The sequence below is a fragment of the Planococcus chinensis genome (assembly GCF_042681545.1).
Lineage (GTDB): Bacteria > Bacillota > Bacilli > Bacillales_A > Planococcaceae > Planococcus > Planococcus chinensis.
Genome location: NZ_JBHUFW010000002.1, coordinates 480092 through 498643, shown reverse-complemented (window position 1 = coordinate 498643; position 18552 = coordinate 480092). Strand labels below are relative to the sequence as shown.

18 protein-coding genes are annotated in these 18552 nt (G+C 50.8%); 1 reads left to right on the top strand and 17 read right to left on the bottom strand.

What is annotated here, in order from left to right:
* Window positions 1-3 precede the first annotated feature (3 nt).
* The 15 genes from ACFSDB_RS02335 to ACFSDB_RS02265 form a co-directional block, all read right to left on the bottom strand.
* Window positions 4-963 (bottom strand): dipeptidase, encoded by a 960-nt coding sequence (locus tag ACFSDB_RS02335; protein ID WP_204891215.1) that lies wholly within the window; start codon window positions 961-963, stop codon window positions 4-6.
* Window positions 964-1686: a gamma-glutamyl-gamma-aminobutyrate hydrolase family protein gene (locus tag ACFSDB_RS02330; RefSeq protein ID WP_204891216.1), complete on the bottom strand. Its 723-nt coding sequence runs from the start codon at window positions 1684-1686 to the stop codon at window positions 964-966.
* 147 nt (window positions 1687-1833) lie between these two features.
* Entirely contained in the window at window positions 1834-3375 is a 1542-nt protein-coding gene (gene dacB / locus ACFSDB_RS02325; protein ID WP_204891217.1) for a D-alanyl-D-alanine carboxypeptidase/D-alanyl-D-alanine endopeptidase, read from the bottom strand.
* 941 nt (window positions 3376-4316) lie between these two features.
* Window positions 4317-4586 (bottom strand): hypothetical protein, encoded by a 270-nt coding sequence (locus ACFSDB_RS02320; protein WP_204891218.1) that lies wholly within the window; start codon window positions 4584-4586, stop codon window positions 4317-4319.
* Window positions 4587-4735: 149 nt separating this feature from the next.
* Window positions 4736-5659 (bottom strand): ribose ABC transporter substrate-binding protein RbsB, encoded by a 924-nt coding sequence (gene rbsB, locus ACFSDB_RS02315; protein ID WP_204891219.1) that lies wholly within the window; start codon window positions 5657-5659, stop codon window positions 4736-4738.
* 13 nt (window positions 5660-5672) lie between these two features.
* Window positions 5673-6617, bottom strand: coding sequence for an ABC transporter permease subunit (locus ACFSDB_RS02310; RefSeq protein WP_204891220.1), 945 nt, complete (start codon window positions 6615-6617; stop codon window positions 5673-5675).
* Complete coding sequence (locus tag ACFSDB_RS02305; protein WP_204891221.1) at window positions 6598-8100, bottom strand: sugar ABC transporter ATP-binding protein; 1503 nt, start codon at window positions 8098-8100, stop codon at window positions 6598-6600. Before ACFSDB_RS02305 ends, ACFSDB_RS02310 begins: the two co-directional genes overlap by 20 nt.
* An 18-nt stretch (window positions 8101-8118) precedes the next feature.
* Window positions 8119-8505: a D-ribose pyranase gene (gene rbsD, locus ACFSDB_RS02300; RefSeq protein ID WP_204891222.1), complete on the bottom strand. Its 387-nt coding sequence runs from the start codon at window positions 8503-8505 to the stop codon at window positions 8119-8121.
* Window positions 8502-9383 (bottom strand): ribokinase, encoded by an 882-nt coding sequence (gene rbsK / locus ACFSDB_RS02295; protein ID WP_204891224.1) that lies wholly within the window; start codon window positions 9381-9383, stop codon window positions 8502-8504. Before rbsK ends, rbsD begins: the two co-directional genes overlap by 4 nt.
* Entirely contained in the window at window positions 9380-10363 is a 984-nt protein-coding gene (locus ACFSDB_RS02290) for a LacI family DNA-binding transcriptional regulator (RefSeq protein ID WP_204891225.1), read from the bottom strand. The genes rbsK and ACFSDB_RS02290 overlap by 4 nt, the downstream gene beginning before the upstream one ends.
* 135 nt (window positions 10364-10498) lie before the next feature.
* Window positions 10499-10858 carry a rhodanese-like domain-containing protein gene (locus tag ACFSDB_RS02285; protein ID WP_377338963.1) on the bottom strand — a complete coding sequence of 120 codons (360 nt, stop codon included), beginning with the start codon at window positions 10856-10858 and terminating at the stop codon, window positions 10499-10501.
* 72 nt (window positions 10859-10930) lie between these two features.
* Window positions 10931-12331 (bottom strand): MBL fold metallo-hydrolase, encoded by a 1401-nt coding sequence (locus tag ACFSDB_RS02280; protein ID WP_204891226.1) that lies wholly within the window; start codon window positions 12329-12331, stop codon window positions 10931-10933.
* A gap of 184 nt (window positions 12332-12515) precedes the next feature.
* The gene (locus ACFSDB_RS02275) at window positions 12516-13760 is read right to left on the bottom strand and encodes a dicarboxylate/amino acid:cation symporter (RefSeq protein WP_204891227.1); all 1245 of its coding nucleotides are present in this window, start codon (window positions 13758-13760) and stop codon (window positions 12516-12518) included.
* A gap of 218 nt (window positions 13761-13978) precedes the next feature.
* Window positions 13979-14965 (bottom strand): quinone oxidoreductase family protein, encoded by a 987-nt coding sequence (locus ACFSDB_RS02270; protein WP_204891228.1) that lies wholly within the window; start codon window positions 14963-14965, stop codon window positions 13979-13981.
* 220 nt (window positions 14966-15185) lie between these two features.
* Window positions 15186-15905 (bottom strand): YebC/PmpR family DNA-binding transcriptional regulator, encoded by a 720-nt coding sequence (locus ACFSDB_RS02265; protein WP_204891229.1) that lies wholly within the window; start codon window positions 15903-15905, stop codon window positions 15186-15188.
* 200 nt (window positions 15906-16105) lie between these two features.
* Here ACFSDB_RS02265 and ACFSDB_RS02260 point away from each other — a divergent pair, with 200 nt between their 5' ends.
* Window positions 16106-16849 carry an SDR family NAD(P)-dependent oxidoreductase gene (locus ACFSDB_RS02260; protein ID WP_204891230.1) on the top strand — a complete coding sequence of 248 codons (744 nt, stop codon included), beginning with the start codon at window positions 16106-16108 and terminating at the stop codon, window positions 16847-16849.
* 53 nt (window positions 16850-16902) lie between these two features.
* Here the strand turns inward: ACFSDB_RS02260 and ACFSDB_RS02255 are convergent.
* Together ACFSDB_RS02255 and ACFSDB_RS02250 are read right to left on the bottom strand one after the other, a co-directional pair.
* Window positions 16903-18251, bottom strand: a protein-coding gene (locus ACFSDB_RS02255) for an IS3 family transposase (protein WP_204891231.1) whose coding sequence is annotated in 2 segments (ribosomal slippage) — window positions 16903-17807 and window positions 17807-18251 — 1350 coding nt in all. Because the reading frame shifts where the segments join, the coding sequence is not laid out codon by codon here.
* Between the two features lie 31 nt (window positions 18252-18282).
* Complete coding sequence (locus ACFSDB_RS02250; protein ID WP_204891232.1) at window positions 18283-18543, bottom strand: hypothetical protein; 261 nt, start codon at window positions 18541-18543, stop codon at window positions 18283-18285.
* Between the last annotated feature and the right edge of the window lie 9 nt (window positions 18544-18552).

The window sequence follows — 18552 nt, the reverse complement described above, 5'->3', positions numbered from 1 at the left end:
TCCTTATTTCCGCATGCCCGGCCGGTGGTCCAGGAAGTTCCGGTATGCGAAGCCTTCGACTTCCTCTTCCGAGAACTGCTTTTGGAGTTCATTGATCAAATTCTGGAACTTCGAAGCATTTTCCAGATTTTTGATGTGCGAAGAAATGCCGTCGAAATCCGAACCGATCCCGATTTGCTTGACGCCGCCGAGGCTGCAGAAATGGTCGATATGCCGGATCAGGTCTGGAATGACGACTTCTTTCGGATCCGCTTTGATAAAGTCCAGACAGAACACCACATCAATCATGCCTCCCTTTTGGAACATCGCTTTCGCCTGGCCGTCATCCAGGTTTCTCGGATGGTCGCGCAGCGCCCGGGCGTTCGAATGGCTGGCAATGGGATAATCGGCAAGTTCCATGACGTCCCAGAAGCCTTTCACCGACAAATGGGAAACATCCGTGAACACCCGGTGTTCGTTGTTGAGCCGGACCACATCTTTGCCGAGCAGCGTCAGCCCTCCGCCTCTCGGCTCCCCGGCGCCGTCTGCGCAGAGATTGGCATTGTTCCACGTCAGGCCGATGGACAGGACGCCCAGCCGGTACAATTGGCGAAGCTTCATCAAATCGTTGCCGAATGCATCCGCCCCTTCCAGCGTCAAGACCGCCCCAATCTCACCGTCATTCAGTGCATCGATGTCTTCCCACCGTTTGATGTGCTTCATTGCCGGATTTTTGCCGATGATTTCGGTATAGAACAAATCCACCTGTTCCAGGGCATGCTGCCATTTTTCATCAGAGGGCAGGTCCGGATAGAGGAAAACCGCAAAAAACTGCACTTTTACACCGCCGGCCTGCAGCCGGGCGAAATTCGTTTCGATTTCTTCAGCGCTGGAGAAATCGAGCGGCTCCTGCTTGTAGAAAGCGCCTCTTTTGGCCAACTGCAGTTTCAACAGCGCGTCGCAATGCGTATCGATGATCTGCATTTATTCATCCCCTTCTTCCGTGCACGCTTCGATAAATCCTTTGAAAATGCCGAGGGAAGGTTCATCTCCGGCAATCGCCATGTTTTCCGGATGCCATTGCACGCCGAGGACAAATTGGTGGCTCTTGCTTTCGATCGCTTCAATCACGCCGTCGCTTGCAGTCCCGCACACCAGGTAGGTTTCCGGCACATGCCGGTTGGCCTGATGGTGGCGGCTGTTGACGCGCAGCTTCATGGTGCCTGTCAGGCGGTGCAGCAGTGAACCTTCCGGAATATGCACAAAATGCGATCCGTGGGATTTAGGGGCTTGCTGCTTATGCTGCAATAGCGGCCCTTTCATTTGTGTATTGATGTCCTGGTACATATCTCCGCCTATAGCGATGTTCAGAATCTGTGCGCCGCGGCAGACAGCCAGGATCGGCTTGCCGAGTTCCAGGACTTTCCGGATCAGCGCAAGCTCGAATGCGTCACGCGATGGGATGATGACGCCCAGATTCGGGTGCGGCTCTTCGCCGAACAATGTCGGATCGATATCGTATCCCCCTGCTGCAAACAGCCCGTCAATCCGGTTGGCGATTTGGTCGATATCCTTATCCTCCAGCAAATGCGGCAGCATGATCGGCAAGCCGCCAGCTTGCAGGATCGCTTCCGTATCCGCCATTTCAATTGCATATTCTTCCCGCCCCAGTTCTTTGGATGCAGTGATTCCGATAATCGGTTTCATAATCATTTCCCCCAGTTCTCTATTTTTCACTGAATATATTAAACATACAGAATTGAACGTGAAATTGCCAGAACCCTTTTCAACTTTGCAGATGCCGCCCAACCAAGAAAAATTCCGGCAAGCGCAGCGGCCGCCGGAACTAAGGGCTTATTCTTTTTCGTATTTCGCAATCGCCGTGGCAATCGCATCTTCCACCGGTGTCACGGTAGCGAGGTCATTATTGATGACGATTGAGAAGATCAGTTTTTCCCCGTCGCCCGTCTCCGCATAGCCGGACAATGAAGAGACGCCCGTCAACGAGCCGGTCTTCGCCGACACGTTGCCTGCAGCCGCACTGTTTTTCATGCGGTTGCGGAGCGTGCCGCCGACAAAGCGCTCAGGCGCGCCAGCAACAGGAAGCGAATTGACGAAAGCGCCGTGCCATTCTTCCTTTTGTCCGCCATACAGCAGTGCTGAAATTTCATTTGCCGGAACCATATTGACGTGCGACATGCCGGAGCCGTCGCGGAGCAAAATTGTGTCCGTATCCACACCAAGGTCGGCTGCTACGTCCTCCACTACTTCGAGTCCTGCTTCCCAGCTGCCTTCATCTGAAACCACACGCCCCATCTCTTTGACAAGAACTTCTGCGTGGCCGTTGTTGCTGAGCTTCATGAACGGGATGTAAAGCTCCCGCAGCGGCATGGACTGGCGTTTCGCAAGCAGCGTGGTGCCTTCAGGCGCAGCGCCCATCTTCAGCTCTGAATTCCCGATCAATTGGATGCCTTCGGCAATCAATGCGTTCTCGAAAAGGTCGAGTGCATAACCCGATGGTTCCGTCACTGCAATCCACTCCCGAGAGCGCGATCCGCCAAGCGGCATTTCCCCTTCAATGATGATGTCGTTTGAACCGTGCGCGCGGATGATGGAAACGGTCTTCTTGCTTCCGGCTGCCACTGTTGTCGTATTGTTGATGACATTAACATAATCCGTATGCGGTGCAAGTGTCACTATTGTCTCCGCACCCGCTGCGTCACCCGGGTTCACTTCGACGATGACAGAGCCGGCATCATAATCTTCATTCGGCGACGCCGTCAATGCCGAAACTTCAGCCCCGTAATAATAGCGCTCGTCTTTCCAAGTAATGTCTTCCGACAGGCGTTCATCGTCGTACCAGGTATCATCGCCGACCAGGTCGCCCTTCACTTTATGGATTCCCTGGCTCTTCAGCTCTGCTGCGAATGCCTCGAAGTCCTTTTGGAGAAGCGTCGGATCGCCTTTTCCTTTCAAATAGAGATTCCCTTGGAGCACTTCACCGTCGATGCGGCCATCCGTATGTACTTCAGTGCTGAAGCGGTAGTCTTCGCCCAGCGTATCGAGTGCTGCCATGCCGCTGAACAGCTTCATATTGGAAGCCGGCGTCAGACGCGAATCCCCGAAATGGTCATAGATCAATTCCCCCGTATCCGCTTTCCGGATGCTTACGCCTGTGGTGGCGCCTTTGATGCGCTCATCCTGCAAAATCTTGTTGATGTCATTCGCCAGAGCAGCGTATTCGCCGTCCGCTCCCGCCGACTGTCCGGCATCATTCAATTGCACCGGTGATATTACGAGTGCAGCTGCCAACAGCAAAGGCACTCCCCACTTGACCGACTGTTTCTTTTCCACTTTCCCATCACCCTTTTCCTTTAGATGAAAAAAGCATAGCATAGCGGGAGAAAGAATTTTCTGATTTTTTAACAAATGATTCCAAAAGCATATGCTAAATTTCAATAATAGGAAATTTATCCATTAATTTTTAATTTATATAAGTGAAATTTCCGTTCTGCCATCCTAAAGCACCCCTCTGCGATTGCAAAAGGAGTCGAATTTTGGCGAACGCAAATAAATTTTTTTAAAAGCAAATAAAACTTTTTAAAAGCAAATAAAACTTTTTAAAAGCAAATAAAACTTGCTGAACGCAAATAACATTCTTCGTTTTTAGCAAATTTCTCATTAAGGCTGCAAAAAAGAGGCTTTCCGCCCACGGAAAGCCTCTCAGCCTGTAGTTAAAGTCTAACTTGAATGAATAGAGATGTATAAGCCCGACCGGGCTGGCCACTTCGCTTTCCGTGGGCTCGGCTTCAGCCGCTTCCCTTGCTCCTGCGATTACTCGTCGCAAATTGAAAAAACATTCGCTTCGCTCAGTCCAGGGTCTTCAGCCCGAGTCGCTTCGCTGCTCCCACAGGAGTCTCGTGGCCAGCACGGTCGGGAGCGTCACCTGTATCTAAAAGATGAGATTAGGACTCTAATTCTGCTTGGACCTGCTAGGAACAAGCCGCTGGCTTCAGTATTCGCAACGGAAGGCGGCGAGCAAGTTGGCCGAAGGCAGTTCGGCCGACTTGTTTGCGACGAAGCAGCGAAGCGATGCAGGAGCACCGGTTTTACCTGCGGGATAGCGAAGTGCCGAACTAACTCGGACGTCGGTCCGAGTTAGTTCGGCGCAAGCTTGCGGAACGCGTCCGCCTGAAGTGGAGGATCAGGTATGGACTCTTCAAAATGTATGATCATTCATTAAGAAAAATAAATATCCTTTTGTCAACAAGCTCAGAGGCTTTCCGCCCATGGAAAGCCTCTTCATTATTTCCAATCCATCCAGTTCCAGATAGCAGCTACATGTCCCATTGAAGATCGGTCGAATACATCAGCTGCTCCCCAATGAAAATGCGGGCGCGGGTGTTCGGGCATCCCGGCGCGAGCGATACTTTGATGTCTTCAAATTCGCCGTCATCGTTTTGCAGCTTGCCCAGCAGCCGTGAGCTCAGGTGGAATCCTACCTGTTCGTCCTGCAGCACTCCATCGACATAAAGCTTATCGCTCATCCAGGTGTTCTCTACTTGTATGCTGTGCGATCCGTACTTCAGCTTCCAGACATTTCTCATTCCTTCGCCTCCGTTCCCTCGATTACCCAAAGTATAGCAGAAATCGAGAAAAGACCGGGAGTGGAACGTGCTGCTCCTTCAGACCAGATACTCTTGGCAGCTCCATCAAAAAACCGGCATCACAGAAGCGTGATGCCGGCCATTCCTAATTACTCTTTGATCAATTCCAATTCAACCGGAATCGATGCTTCCACTTCTTCGCCTTCCAGCGACTTCACTGCTGTTTCGACTGCCATTTCACCGATCATTTCCGGCTTCTGTGCAACCGTTCCGGCCATGCGCCCTTCTTCTACCGCTTTGACGGCATCTTCCGTAGCGTCAAATCCGACTACCGTAATGTCTTTGCCAGCCGCTTCGATCGCTTCAAGCGCTCCAAGGGCCATTTCGTCGTTGTGTGCGAACACGCCTGTGATATCCGGGTTGGATTGCAGAATGTTCTCCATAACAGTCAACCCTTCCCCACGGTTAAAGTTGGCTGTCTGTTTAGCAACGATGTCCAGTTGGCCTTCTGCCACGTTGTTGAATCCTTCGCCGCGTTCATTTGCTGCGGAAGAACCAGGTACGCCTTCAAGCTCAGCCACTTTCGCACCTTCGCCCACCAATGATACTAGAAGCTCCCCGGCCATTTCACCGCCAGCCACGTTATCAGATGCGATGTGGGAAACCACTTCGCCGCCTGAAGCGCTGCGGTCAACTGTGATGACCGGAATGTTTGCTGCATTCGCTGATTCGACTGCCGCTGCAACCGCTTCAGAATCGACTGGATTGATCATGATCAAGTCAACGCCTTGCTGGATCAAATCTTCAACATCGCTTGCCTGTTTTGCTGCATCGTCCTGTGCATCTACTACAGAAACCGTAGCGCCGAGCTCTTCAGCTTTCGCTTCTGCCCCTTCGCTAAGCGTTACGAAGAACGGGTTGTTCAATGTGGAAATCGAAAAACCGATGGTGTAGTCGCCGCCTGCTTCGCCTCCGCTTTCAGCTTCCTCATCCCCTGAACCTGGTGCTTCCATTGAACATGCCGCCAAAATCATCATGGCCAACAATACCAACAACAATTGAATCTTCTTCATTTCTCAACACTCCCTATGCTGTTTTTTTACGGTCCAACAGAACCGCGAATAATATAACTGCACCTTTGACCACTTGCTGGAAAAAGGATGAAACCCCGATCAAATTCAAACCGTTGTTCAATACCCCAATGATCAACGCACCGATCAGCGTGCCGACAATCCATCCGCGTCCGCCGGTAAGGCTTGTCCCGCCTAGCACAACTGCCGCAATGGCATCGAGCTCGAACATTTCCCCGGCAGTCGGCTGGGCCGAGTTCAACCGGGAAGTCAGAATCAGCGACGCCAATCCTGCTAGCAAGCCGACCAATGAATAGACGTAGATTTTGATGCGGTCCGCATTGATCCCTGAGAGGATCGATGCTTCTTCATTGCCGCCCACCGCGTAGACACGGCGGCCGAACGTCGTCTTTTTCAGAATGAAATATAAAATGGCAAAGCTGATGATCATTGTTACGACCGGAACCGGAATCCCAAGGAAATATCCTTTTCCGAGCATCTGGAAAGCGACGCTGTCGCCTAAGCCCGAAATCGGCCGGCCTTCCGTATATACGAGCGTCAGCCCGCGGTAGATCGTCATCGTTGCAAGCGTTGCGATAAACGGCGCCACTTTCCCTTTCGCAATGATGACGCCGTTAATGGCACCGAGGATGGCGCCGAGCAGCAAGCCGACCAGCATTGCCAGGACCGGATCCATGCCGCCGGACATCAACCCTGCCGTAACGGCACCTGTAAGTGCCAAAATCGAACCGACCGATAAATCGATGCCTCCGGTCAGAATGACGAACGTCATTCCGAATGCGATCAGCGCGTTAATGGAAACTTGGCGGAACACATTCAGCAAGTTATTTACCGATAGAAAACTCGGATTCAAAATCGTAATGATGACAACAATAGCAATCAAACCGATAAACGGTCCGATTTTTTGGAGCAGCGATTGGTTACTGGCCTTCAACTGCATGTTTTCCACCTCCTGTAGCAAAATGCATGATCTTTTCTTGTGCAAGTTCATTTTTCGGCAAGTCTGCCGTCAATTTCCCTTCGTGCATAACCAGCACGCGGTCCGCCATGCCGATGACTTCCGGAAGCTCCGACGAAATCATCAGGATGGCCACGCCGCGGCTGGCAAGTTCGTTGATGATCGAATAAATCTCTTTTTTCGCGCCGACATCCACACCGCGGGTCGGCTCATCCAGAATAAGCAATTCCGGTTCAATTCCCAGCCATTTGGCGATGACCACTTTCTGCTGGTTGCCGCCGCTGAGCGATTTGGCGGTCTGGGTCGGCCCCGAGGTCCGGATGCCAAGCCGTTTGACCATGCGGTCATAAAGCGACCGCTCCTTGTCCCGTGAAATCAGGCCGTTCTTGGAAATCGACGAGAAATTGGTCATGCTGACGTTTTCTTCGACCGTAAAGTCGACAATCAGCCCTTCCGATTTCCGGTCTTCTGTCACATAGCCGATGCCAAGTTCTTTCGCCGCTTTCGGGCTGTCGATCTTCACCAACCGGCCATCGACCTGGACGGTTCCGGCGTCCGCTTTCTTATAGCCGAACAGCGATTGGGCCACTTCGGTCCGCCCCGCGCCCATCAAGCCCGCAATGGCCAGCACTTCGCCTTTCCGGAGATCAAAGGACACATCTTCAAAACAATCTTTCCGCGTGAGCCCTTTGACGGACAGCTTCACATCTCCGATCACCGAACTGCGTACCGGGAAGCGTTCACCCAATTCGCGCCCGACCATCATCTGGACGATTTCCTCGAACGAGGTTTCCGAAATCCGCTTCTCGCCTACATATTCGCCGTCCCGCAGGATGGTGATGCGGTCGCACAGCGAGAAAATCTCTTCCATGCGGTGGGAGATGTAGATGAACGATACGCCGCGCGCCTGCAATTCGCGTATGGTGGCGAACAGCGTATCGATTTCACGGTCGGTCAGTGCCGCGGTCGGTTCGTCCATGACAATCACTTCCGCGTCCACCGCAAGCGCTTTCGCAATCTCGACAATCTGCTGCTGGCCGACAGAAAGCGAGCTTGCCGGTGCGGCAGGGTCGATGTCCAAGCCAAGATCCAGCAGCGCTTTTTTAGTCTTCTGCTCCATCTGTTTGGTCTTGATGATGCCGGTGCGCCCGAACGTCTCTTCGTTGCCTAAAAACATATTGTCCGTAATCGACAAATGGGGCAGGATGTTCAATTCTTGGTGGATTACCGCAATTCCGGCTTCTTCCGCCTGCTTGGGCGAAGTGAAATGGACTTCCTTGCCTTTCACTTCCACCGTTCCGCTGTCGCGCGAATAAATGCCCGTCAGAATTTTCATCAATGTCGACTTGCCGGCTCCGTTTTCACCCATCAATGCATGGATTTCTCCCTGCTCCAACGAAAACTGGACATTTTTCAACACTTGGTTGCCGCTGAACGACTTGGATATATTGGTCATTTTGATCATTGGGGTTCACCTGCCTTTTTAAAAGATCACTCCGGAACGGAGGACGATATTGGCGTATGGCGTCGCTTCACCCGTCCGGATAATCAGCTTCGCTTCTTTGCTCATTTTCTTCAGTTCGTCATGCGTTACGTAAGCGGCATTCACTTGTTCAAGGATACCTGCTTCGACTTCCGGGTTCTCTTCGGATATTTCCCGGGCAATAAACCCGGCTTCCGCCTGAAAATCTTCCAGAATTGCCTGCAGCACCGTGAGAAATGAAGGTTCGCCGATACGGTAGGATAAATCGATGCACTGGACCCCTTTTGGGACAGGCAAACCGCAATCAGCGATGACCAGAAGATCCGTATGGCCGAATGCAGCCAACGCTGCCGCTATGTCACGGTTGATCATGCCATGCTTTTTCATTTCCCGTCATCTCCCATGCGCTGCAGCACTTCCTGCCGGGATGGCATTCCGCCCTGGGCGCCGAATTTCTCAACTGACAACGAAGCCGCCGCATTGGCAAAACGCACCGCCGCTTCAAACGGCATCGCTTCTTCAAGCGCGACCGCGAGTGCTCCGTTGAATGTATCGCCTGCACCTGTCGTGTCGATCGCTTGCGTTTTAAAGCCTTCCACCAGGACGTGCTTTTGGCCATCGAAGTAGCGGGCCCCTTTGCTGCCAAGCGTCACAACGAGGCGGTTCGGGTATTTTTCAAGCATGTGTTCCCACTCTGGCCCGAACAGCTCTTCCGCTTCGGTTTCATTTGGCGTCATGTATGTAGCATAGGGGAGGAAATCTTCAGTAAACCCGTCTGCCGGCGCCGGATTCAAAATTACCGGCACTCCATGCTGATGGCAAATTTCCAACGTCCGTTGGACAACCGGGATCGGCATTTCCAATTGCATGACGACGATGCCGCTTTCCTTCAGTCCGTTCTCAAATGCAGCCATTTCCTCGGCTTTCAAGCTATGGTTCGCGCCCGGCACCACGATAATGCGGTTATCGCCATCCGACAAAAGGATGTTCGCGATTCCGCTTGTGCCTTCTGCCCGTTTGACAGAAGCTGTTCCGACGGACTCCGCCTCCAGGTTCCGGAGCAGTTCATCGCCGAATGCGTCGGTTCCAACTGCGCCGATCATATTTACTGAACCGCCAAGCCGGGCGGCCGCTACCGCCTGATTCGCACCTTTTCCGCCTGGCGCTGTCGTATACAAGTCGCCGAGCGCTGTTTCCCCCTGCTTGGGAAAACGGGCGGTTCGCACAACAAGATCCATATTGATGCTGCCTACTACTGTTATCATTTTTCCACACTCCTTGTCGTTCCCCGAAGTTTCAGCTGCACCGGCACTTCGTAGAAATGCTGTTCAATTTCCTGGTTTTCAATCCGTTTGATGAGGACTCGCGTGGCAATTGCCCCCATTTTATATACGTCCTGCGCGATCGTCGTCAAGCCCGGAGACAGCATCTCGCCCATTGCGATGCCGTCAAACCCGACAATCTGCAATTCTGCAGGCACTTGGATGCCAAGGGTCACTGCAGCTTTTAACGCCCCTGCCGCCGAGACATCGCTGCTGGCAAAAATGCCGTCGATTTCTTTATGTTCTTTTAAAAATCCTTCGACAATCTTTTCCGAGTCCGCAAAGTGGAACGGGCATGTCACGATGTGATAGTTTACGCCGGACTCCGTAATCGCTTCCATAAATCCTTCGAAGCGGTCATTGGCCGGGTTCAGTTTTTCCGGCCCTCTCAGGAACAGGATGTCCTTGCAGCCTCTTTGCAATAATGCCTGCGTTCCCATCACGGCCCCTTCGCGGTTGTTGGAAGAAACCGTCGGGATCCTGTCATTGATCGCACGGTCCAAGGCGACAATCGGCAGCGCCATATTCGCGTAATGCGGTGCGTCGAGCTGATTCGATGTTACGATAAAGCCGGCAATATATTTTTTCTTCAGCGTTTCCAGGTAGTTTCTTTCTTTTTCCGGATTTTCATCCGAGTTGCACAAGATGACAGTATATCCGTAAGTCAATGCGACATCCTCCACGGCCCGGGCAAGTTCCGGGAAGAACGGATTGGTGATATCCGGGACGATCAAGCCGATCAAATGCGATTGTTTCGTATTGAGCGACCGGGCCACCGGGTTCAGTTCGTACTTCAATTCATCCACGGCATCCGTTACAGCTTTGGCCGCGTCTGCACTCACGTAGCCGCTTCCGTTGAGGAAACGGGACACTGTCGCCACTGATACGCCTGCTTTTTTCGCTACATCTCTGATGGTGGTCATATAAGCCGCTCCGTTCTCGGTAAATGTGTAACCGGTTACACAAAATATACATGGCTGTTTCTTTGTTGTCAATGTGAAGATTTTCCAGAACAAAAAAAAGAGCCCCTCGCTACCCGACGGACTCCTCTCATACTATTAATTGCACGGGACGTGCATATCGCCATTGTCTTTTTCCACTAAGCTGTAGCTGACTACTTCAAAACCTTTTCTTTGCAAAAAGCGTGCGCCCAGGTTTTTTTCCAATGCATCTGACGCCACCAGGTGGATCGGCTGATCCGGTATTTCCTTATAGTTCCGCATCAGGTAAGCATACGGCAGGTTCATAGCGCCTGCCACTTCTTCATTTGAGATATTGTATGGACGGATGTCCAGAATGGTAACAGCTCCGCCATCTACGTGTTCAAGGCATCGTTTTTCCATGCCGTGCAGCGGCATGAATCTTCGGTAGCTGCTGCCTGCAAGCAACAGCGCCAATAGGGTCATCGGTATTGCCATATTTATTCATCTGCTCCTTTTCATCTGAAAACCGCCGGAACAGGATTCCGGCGGTTTATTGGAATGTACGAATTACGCTTTTACTTCAGTCGACCATTTTGAATATCCGCCCGGCATGTTGACGATGTTATCAATGCCGTTCGCTTTCAGCAGGCTCGCAGCAATCGCTGAACGTGCGCCGCCTTGGCAATGGACGATGACCGTCTTGCTGGCATCCACTTCTTCGAGACGGTTTTTCAATGTCCCGACCATGATGTGGTCCGCATTTTCGATATGCCCTTCATCGAACTCGGTCTGGTTCCGGACGTCGAGTACGTTGGCTTCATCATTATTGATCATTTCTTTCGCTTCTTCTACCGTTACGTTATCGTATTTATCAAGCTTGTCTGCTTCGCCGATGATTGCCTCTGCATCCGCATAGCCAAGGACCTGGTCGATGCCGATTGAATGCAGAGCGGTGATCACTTCATCAAGCGAATCAGGGTCTACAAGAATGTAAACCGGCTTTTTATAATCTACGACCCATCCTGCCCAGTTTGTGAAGGATTTATTGAACGGGATGTTGAGGGTTCCCGGGATAAAGCCTTGGCTGAATACATCTGCCGGGCGCAAGTCGAGGACTTGTTCGCCATTTTCCAGCAAGCTCTTAATATCAGCAAACCGATCGATTGGCTTGAGCTCCGGCAAATTGGCGATCAGTTCCGGACCGATTTTATTGACGGATTTCATGACTGCGAAATAATAAGGCGGTTCCGGCTGCCCTGCAAGCAGCTCGTCTTTGAACGATTTTTCATCTTTGAACTGCATTGCCCAGTTGAACAGCTTTTCATATCCGACAGTCGTTGACGGCACTGCGCCCAACGATTTTCCGCACGCGCTTCCCGCACCGTGCGCCGGCCAGACCTGCAAATAATCCGGAAGTTCTTTGAAGCGTTCGATCGATTGAAACATCGCTTTCGCTCCGGATTCCGAAGTTCCCTGGATGCCCGCCGCTTTTTCAAGCAAGTCCGGACGGCCGACATCCCCCACAAAGACAAAGTCTCCGGTGAAGATGCCAAGCGGCAGATCGGCCGCTTTCGTGTCCGTCAAGATGAACGAGATGCTCTCAGGTGTGTGGCCGGGTGTATGCACCACTTCGAAGATCAAATTGCCGATATTGAATTTATCGCCGTCTTTCAGCAACTGGTGGCTAACGTTCTCCAGGTTCTGGTATTTCCAATCTTTATCGCCTTCATCTGAAATGTACAGCTTTGTTCCGAAACGGTCAGCCAGTTCGCGTGAACCGGATACGAAATCGGCGTGGATATGGGTTTCAAGCGCGCCGACAATTTTCAAGTTTTCTTTTTTAGCAAGTTCAACGTACGGGAGAATATTGCGCATCGGATCTACCACTACCGCTTCTCCGGTTGCCTGGCAGCCTACGACGTAAGATGCGTGCGCCAATTTATCATCATAGAAATATCGTAATAACATAGAATGATTCCCCTTTTCGTGTGGTTTGTTGTTGTTAATAACAATATACCCTCAGGGGTATAAAAAGTAAACTAATCTGCTTCACTTTTTTTCTATTCCTTTTATCTTTCGTTCCGATATGAAAAAACCCCGCTTATTCCTGGCCGGGCCGGCAAGGAATAAGCGGGGTTTTTACTATTGATCATTACGCTTCTTGTTCTTGGAATGCTTCGGTGCGGTTTTTCTCGGTTTCCGCTACATATACCGCACAAGCGGCATCGCCGGAAATGTTAATTGCCGTCCGTGTCATATCAAGCAAACGGTCGATCCCGAGCACAAGCCCGATTCCTGCTACCGGCAGACTTACACTGCTAAGGACCATTGCCAGCATAATCAGGCCGACACCCGGTACGCCAGCAGTCCCGATGCTTGCAAGTACAGCCGTCAAGACGACGGTGGCCATTTCTGGCAACGTCAAATCCACTCCGTATGCTTGTGCGATGAATAAAGTGGCGACACCTTGCATAATCGCCGTTCCGTCCATGTTAATCGTAGCTCCAAGCGGCTGGACAAATGAACTGATTGATTTTGGCACGCCGAGCTCTTTCTGGGCTACTTCCATAGAAACCGGAAGTGTTGCCGTACTGCTTGATGTACTGAACGCGACGCTCATTGCCGGTGCAAACTTCTTGAAAAACCAAACGGGATTTTTCTTTGCGAGAAGACCGATGGTTCCCCCGTATGTGAACGCGGCATGGATGAATAGCGCAGCTAAAACCACGACCATATATGCCCCCATCGCTTTGATTGCCGAAAGGCCCTGCGAGCCGATGGCAGTTGCGATCAGTCCGAATGTTCCGTAAGGAGCGAATTTCATGACGATGCCGACCAAGTACATCATGACGTCATTTCCTTGCTCCACCAAATTCAGAATGCCTTTGGTTTTTTCTCCAAGAGCAGTGAGAGCCAGGCCGATGAATACAGCAAAGACGATAATTTGCAGCATATTGCCATCCGTCAATGCTTCAAGCGGATTTTTCGGAATGATGTTCAGCAGTGTTTCAGCTACTGAAGGCGCCTTGTCAGCTTCAAAAGACGCGCTTTCCAAATCGAAATCCCCGGCTAAGCCAGGTTTTACGATTCCGGCTAAGCCCATACCGATAACGATGGCAATCGTTGTCGTGACGAGGAAATATGAAATCGTTTTCAATCCGATGCGGCCAAGTTTCGCCGGATCGCCGAGACCCGCTGTTCCAAGAATGATGGACAGGAATACGAGCGGAACAACCAGCATGCTGATTAAGCTCAAAAAGATTTGGCCAAGCGGCACGAATAAATATGTATTTAACGGTTCAAATGCATTCGGTGCGAATAAATTGATCAGCAAACCAACAACAGCACCCAGGAGAAGCCCGGTAATTACTTTCACAGTCAAACTTTTTTTCTTCATGTATCTCATCCTTTCATATGACATAAACAATAGTCTAACTGAAAAGGCTGAAGATTTATAGCATTTAGTGAGTTGCACAGACACAGCCATTAAATATACTGAAATAGCATCAGAAGCGATTTTAGGAAATTGGAATCAGTTTTTTTCCTTTTAATTTGGATGTGTAAACACCAAAAAACCGGCGCTCTCCTATTGAAAGGAGCACGCCGGCAGAAAGCTCAGGGAAGCAGCAGGACCTTGCCGAAACTCTTGCGGCTTTCAATGTGGGCATGCGCTTTCGCTGCCGCAGCCAGAGGATACCGTTTCGAGATGACGATATTCAAGGATCCTTCGAGCATCAATTTGGTAATTTCCTCCGCTGCTTCGTGTAGGAATTCGGGACGGTGTTTGCGGTAGGTGCCAGTGCTGTAGCCGATAACTGAGCGGCAGCTCGAGTGGAGGTCGGTCGTTTTGATTCGGCCTGGCACTGAACCTTCATTGGCATGGCCAAAAGAGATGATCCGGCCGAAAGGCGCCAAGCAGTCCATGCTTTTTTCAAAATTCTCACCACCCACCGTATCGAGAATGACATCGGCGCCTCTGCCGTCCGTCAAACCGTTCACGATGGCCGCAAAATCCTGCGTCCGGTAATTGATGGCGTGGTCAGCGCCGAACTCTTTCGCCATGACCGTCTTTTCGCCGCTCCCCGCCGTGCCGATAATTGTCCCCGCCCCGAAATGCCGGGCGAGCTGAATGGCTGTAGACCCGACACCGCCTGCAGCGGCATGTATCAGGATCGTCTCGCCGGGTTCAAGCTGTGCCATTTTGCGGATGACGTTATAAGCTGTGATTCCCACGGTCAGAGAGGCTGCCGCCGTTTCAATCGGCAGTTCATCCGGTACCGGGAACGTCAGCACTTCATCCGCTTTGACGAATTCTGCATACGACCCTTCTTTCGGAAATGCCATGACCCGCTGCCCTTTCCGGAAACGGGTGACCTCACTTCCAATTTCAGCGATTTCTCCGGCACAGTCGAGCCCTGGGATAAATGCTTCACTCGCTGCAGTGCCGTGGTATTGCCCCTGCCTCGACTTGATATCTGCAAAATTCACACTGATTGCCTGGACACGGATCAATACTTGATTCGGTGCAATTTCAGGAACCGCAGTTTCTTGAAGCTTCAATACATCCGGAGCTCCTAGCTCGCTTACAACTATCGCTTTCATCAGCACGCCTCTTTTCTAATTGGAATGTGGCCCGTTTCCGGGGAGAACCGGTCAGCTGATATTCTCCGATTCAGAACAACCACTTCCAAATCAGTATAGATTTTATTGTACTGCCAGACAAGCGAGTTGTCGGACTAATGAAAAATTTAAGCGAGCGCCCTCTCTTTGAAAAAAAGAAAAGCCTTCGCCAACCGGCAAAGGCTTCTCCTATCCATTTGTTTTATTCGCCCAGATCGACGTTGTGGTAGACCTGCTGCACATCTTCCAAATCCTCGATCGCATCGATCATTTTCTCGAACTGCGCCTGCGCGTCTTCCGGCAGCTCCAACTCGTTTTGTGCGAGCATCGTCAATTCTGCTACAGTAAATTCCGTGATTCCGGCATTCTTGAATGCTTCCTGGACAACATGGAACTGGTCCGGTTCTGCATAAACGATCACCGAATCTTCTTCTTCGGCAATGTCACGGACATCGACATCTTCTTCCATCAGCAATTCAAGCACTTCATCCGCTGTCTTGCCTTCGACCCCGAAAACAGCAGTGTGGTCGAACATATACGAAACCGATCCGCTGACGCCCATATTGCCGCCGTTTTTGCCGAAAGCTGCACGGACATCCGATGCCGTCCGGTTGACGTTGTTCGTCAGCGTATCGACGATGACCATCGATCCGTTCGGCCCGAAGCCTTCATAGCGAAGCTCATCGAAGCTTTCTTCAGAACCGCCTTTCGCCTTATCGATTGCCCGGTCGATGATGGCTCTTGGCACACTGTAGGTCTTCGCGCGTTCAAGCACGACTTTCAGCGCCTGGTTCGACTCCGGATCCGGCTCGCCCTGCTTCGCCGCCACATAAATCTCCCGCCCGAATTTGGCATAGATCCGGCTGGTATTGGCATCTTTGGATGCTTTTTTCTCTTTGATATTATTCCACTTGCGTCCCATAGGGTTTCCCACTTTCTCTCAACTTTGAATGTGAAGAACGTTCACTATCTACTATTATATAATAACTTCCCCGTTTCTATCGACTGCCAGCCGGAAAAAATTCAAATCCCATCAGAAGCTAATATCTTTAATTCGAGATAAAAGAGGTGTATGCTTAGATTGTAGCAATAATTCCAAATAATCTTGAGGAAGAACTTAACATGGCAGAAAACAAAGCAATTATCATCACAGGCGGAGCAAGCGGCATCGGCCGGGAAGCAGCGTATCAATTGGCGGAGGCCGGCAATGCGATCGTGGTCGCTGATTTCAATGAAGAAGGCGCAAAAGAAACAGTTTCCGCCATCGAAGCAAAAGGAGGCAAAGCGGCAGCTTTCAAAGTTGATGTCTCCAAGGCAGAAGAAGTGGAAGCGATGGTCGATTTTGCGGTCGAATCCTTCGGAACATTGAACGGCATCTTCAATAATGCAGGCATCGGCCTTGTGAAGCCGCTGCTTGAAATGGACCCGGCATCTTACCATAAAGTCATTGACGTCGATCAGCACAGCGTCTACTACGGCATCTATTACGGAGCCAAGAAAATGGTGGAGCTAGGCACTAAAGGAACGATCGTCAATACTGCTTCCATCTATGGTTCAATGGCTGCAAAAGGAAGCTTCAATTACAATGCGGCTAAAGCAGCTGTTGTGATGATGTCCAAATCCGGCGCACTTGAGCTTGCTGAACACGGTATCCGCGTCGTTGGCGTTGCGCCAGGGTTTATCGACACGCCGATTCTCGGCAACGATCCGGAAATGAAAAAAGCGTTGTCTGCACTCCATATGCACAACCAATTGATCCAGCCGGAAAAAGTGGCAAACGTCGTAAAATTCCTCTTCTCCGAAGAAGCTACTGCCATCAACGGTTCAACGGTTGCAGTTGACGACGGTTTCCTAAGCTTTAAATAAATCCGAGTAAAAGCCGCCTTCAGTGAACTGACCCAAAAAAGTTAGACAGAAAATTAAGCAGCTTGCTCGACATGAGTCCGGTAGTCCACCGGACTCATGTTTTTTAGTTTGGTCTTCATTCGTTTCTGGTTGTAATACACCATATAGGCATCCAGTTCCTGGAGGAAGTGGTCCACACTTTCAAATTCCTGCAGGTACAGGAGTTCCGTCTTGAGGATACCGAAAAAGTTCTCGATGACGGCGTTGTCGAGGCAGTTTCCCTTACGGGACATGCTTTGGGTGATGTTCCGATCCGCCAATGCTTTCTGATATTTTGCCATCTGATAATGCCATCCTTGATCCGAGTGGAGGACGAGTACGTGTCCGGAATCCAGACGCTCAACAGCCTGATCGAGCATCGTGGAGATCAGATCATACGTCGGTCGGCTCTGGACCGTGTAGGCAATGATTTCACTGTTGAACAGATCCAGCACAGGGGAAAGATAGAGTTTCTGTCCGAAAAGGGCAAACTCCGTCACATCGGTCACCCACTTCTGATTCGGTTTGTCGGCCGTGAAATCCCGGCTCAGCACATTCGGTGCCACCTTCCCGACATTGCCACGATAGGAACGGTATTTCTTCATCCGCACCCGGCAGGTGAGGCCGATTACGTTCATCAACTTCAGAACGGTTTTCGGATCCAGCTGGATGCCTCTTTTGCCTAATTCGATTTGGATATTCCGGTGGCCGTAGCGCCCTTTGTGCTCATGGAAAATCTCCGCAATGGTCGCTTTTGCCTCTTTGTATTTATCCGGACGCTCCCGATGTTTGATCCAATAATAATAGGTGCTTCTCGGAATGGCTGCCACTTGGATAAGGTCGACGACCTTGAAATCATGCCTTAGTTCATGGATCACTTGCGCTTTGAGGTGCGTTGTGACGCTTCCTTTTCCTTCACTAAGGCATTCAACTTTTTTAAATACGCGTTCTCCATGCGCAGCCGTTCCACCTCTTCTTGGAGTGACTCGTTGGATTGCTTGGCTTGTACTGGTTTTTGAGATTTCTCTTTCATGGCTGGACGCCCCTTTTTCTTTGGAATCAAGGCGTCCATTTCCCCTGTATCAACCGCATTCCTCCACTTGTTCACCGTGGCTCGGGAAGGGATATTAAAAACAGCAGCTGCTTCATAAGGGGACGCCCCGGTATCGTTCATAAAGTTCAGTACGTCCAGTTTAAACTCAGCGGTGTAATTTGTATATCGTTTCCGCAAGCCTTCTTTTCCATGATTCCGATACAGGTCAATCCATTGTTTCAGCACACTTGGATGGAGGCCGAAGCGTCTGGCAATGCCTTTTTTTGAATCATGGCCCTCCACATATTCCCGAACCGCTCTCAACTTATCCTCAACTGAAAATTTCGCCATAGAAAAACTGCACCTCCATTGTTAGTTGTGTCTAACAATTTTGGTGCAGTTCACAGTCGAAGGCGGCTTTTTTGGGTCCGTGTTTATCCACACGGAAATATTCGGCCAGTTGGACCACCCGCACATTCCGCATATGGAGTTCGTGGTAGATGCCCCGGCTGTCGGTGAACGAAATGTATTGGTCCCGCTCACTGCGGATCAGGGCTTCCGCCTCTTCCTGCGACTCCACGTGGATAAACCTGCGGATATAATGCTGTTCATCAAAGAAATACGTGATTTTGAATTCTTTCATGCCTCTCAT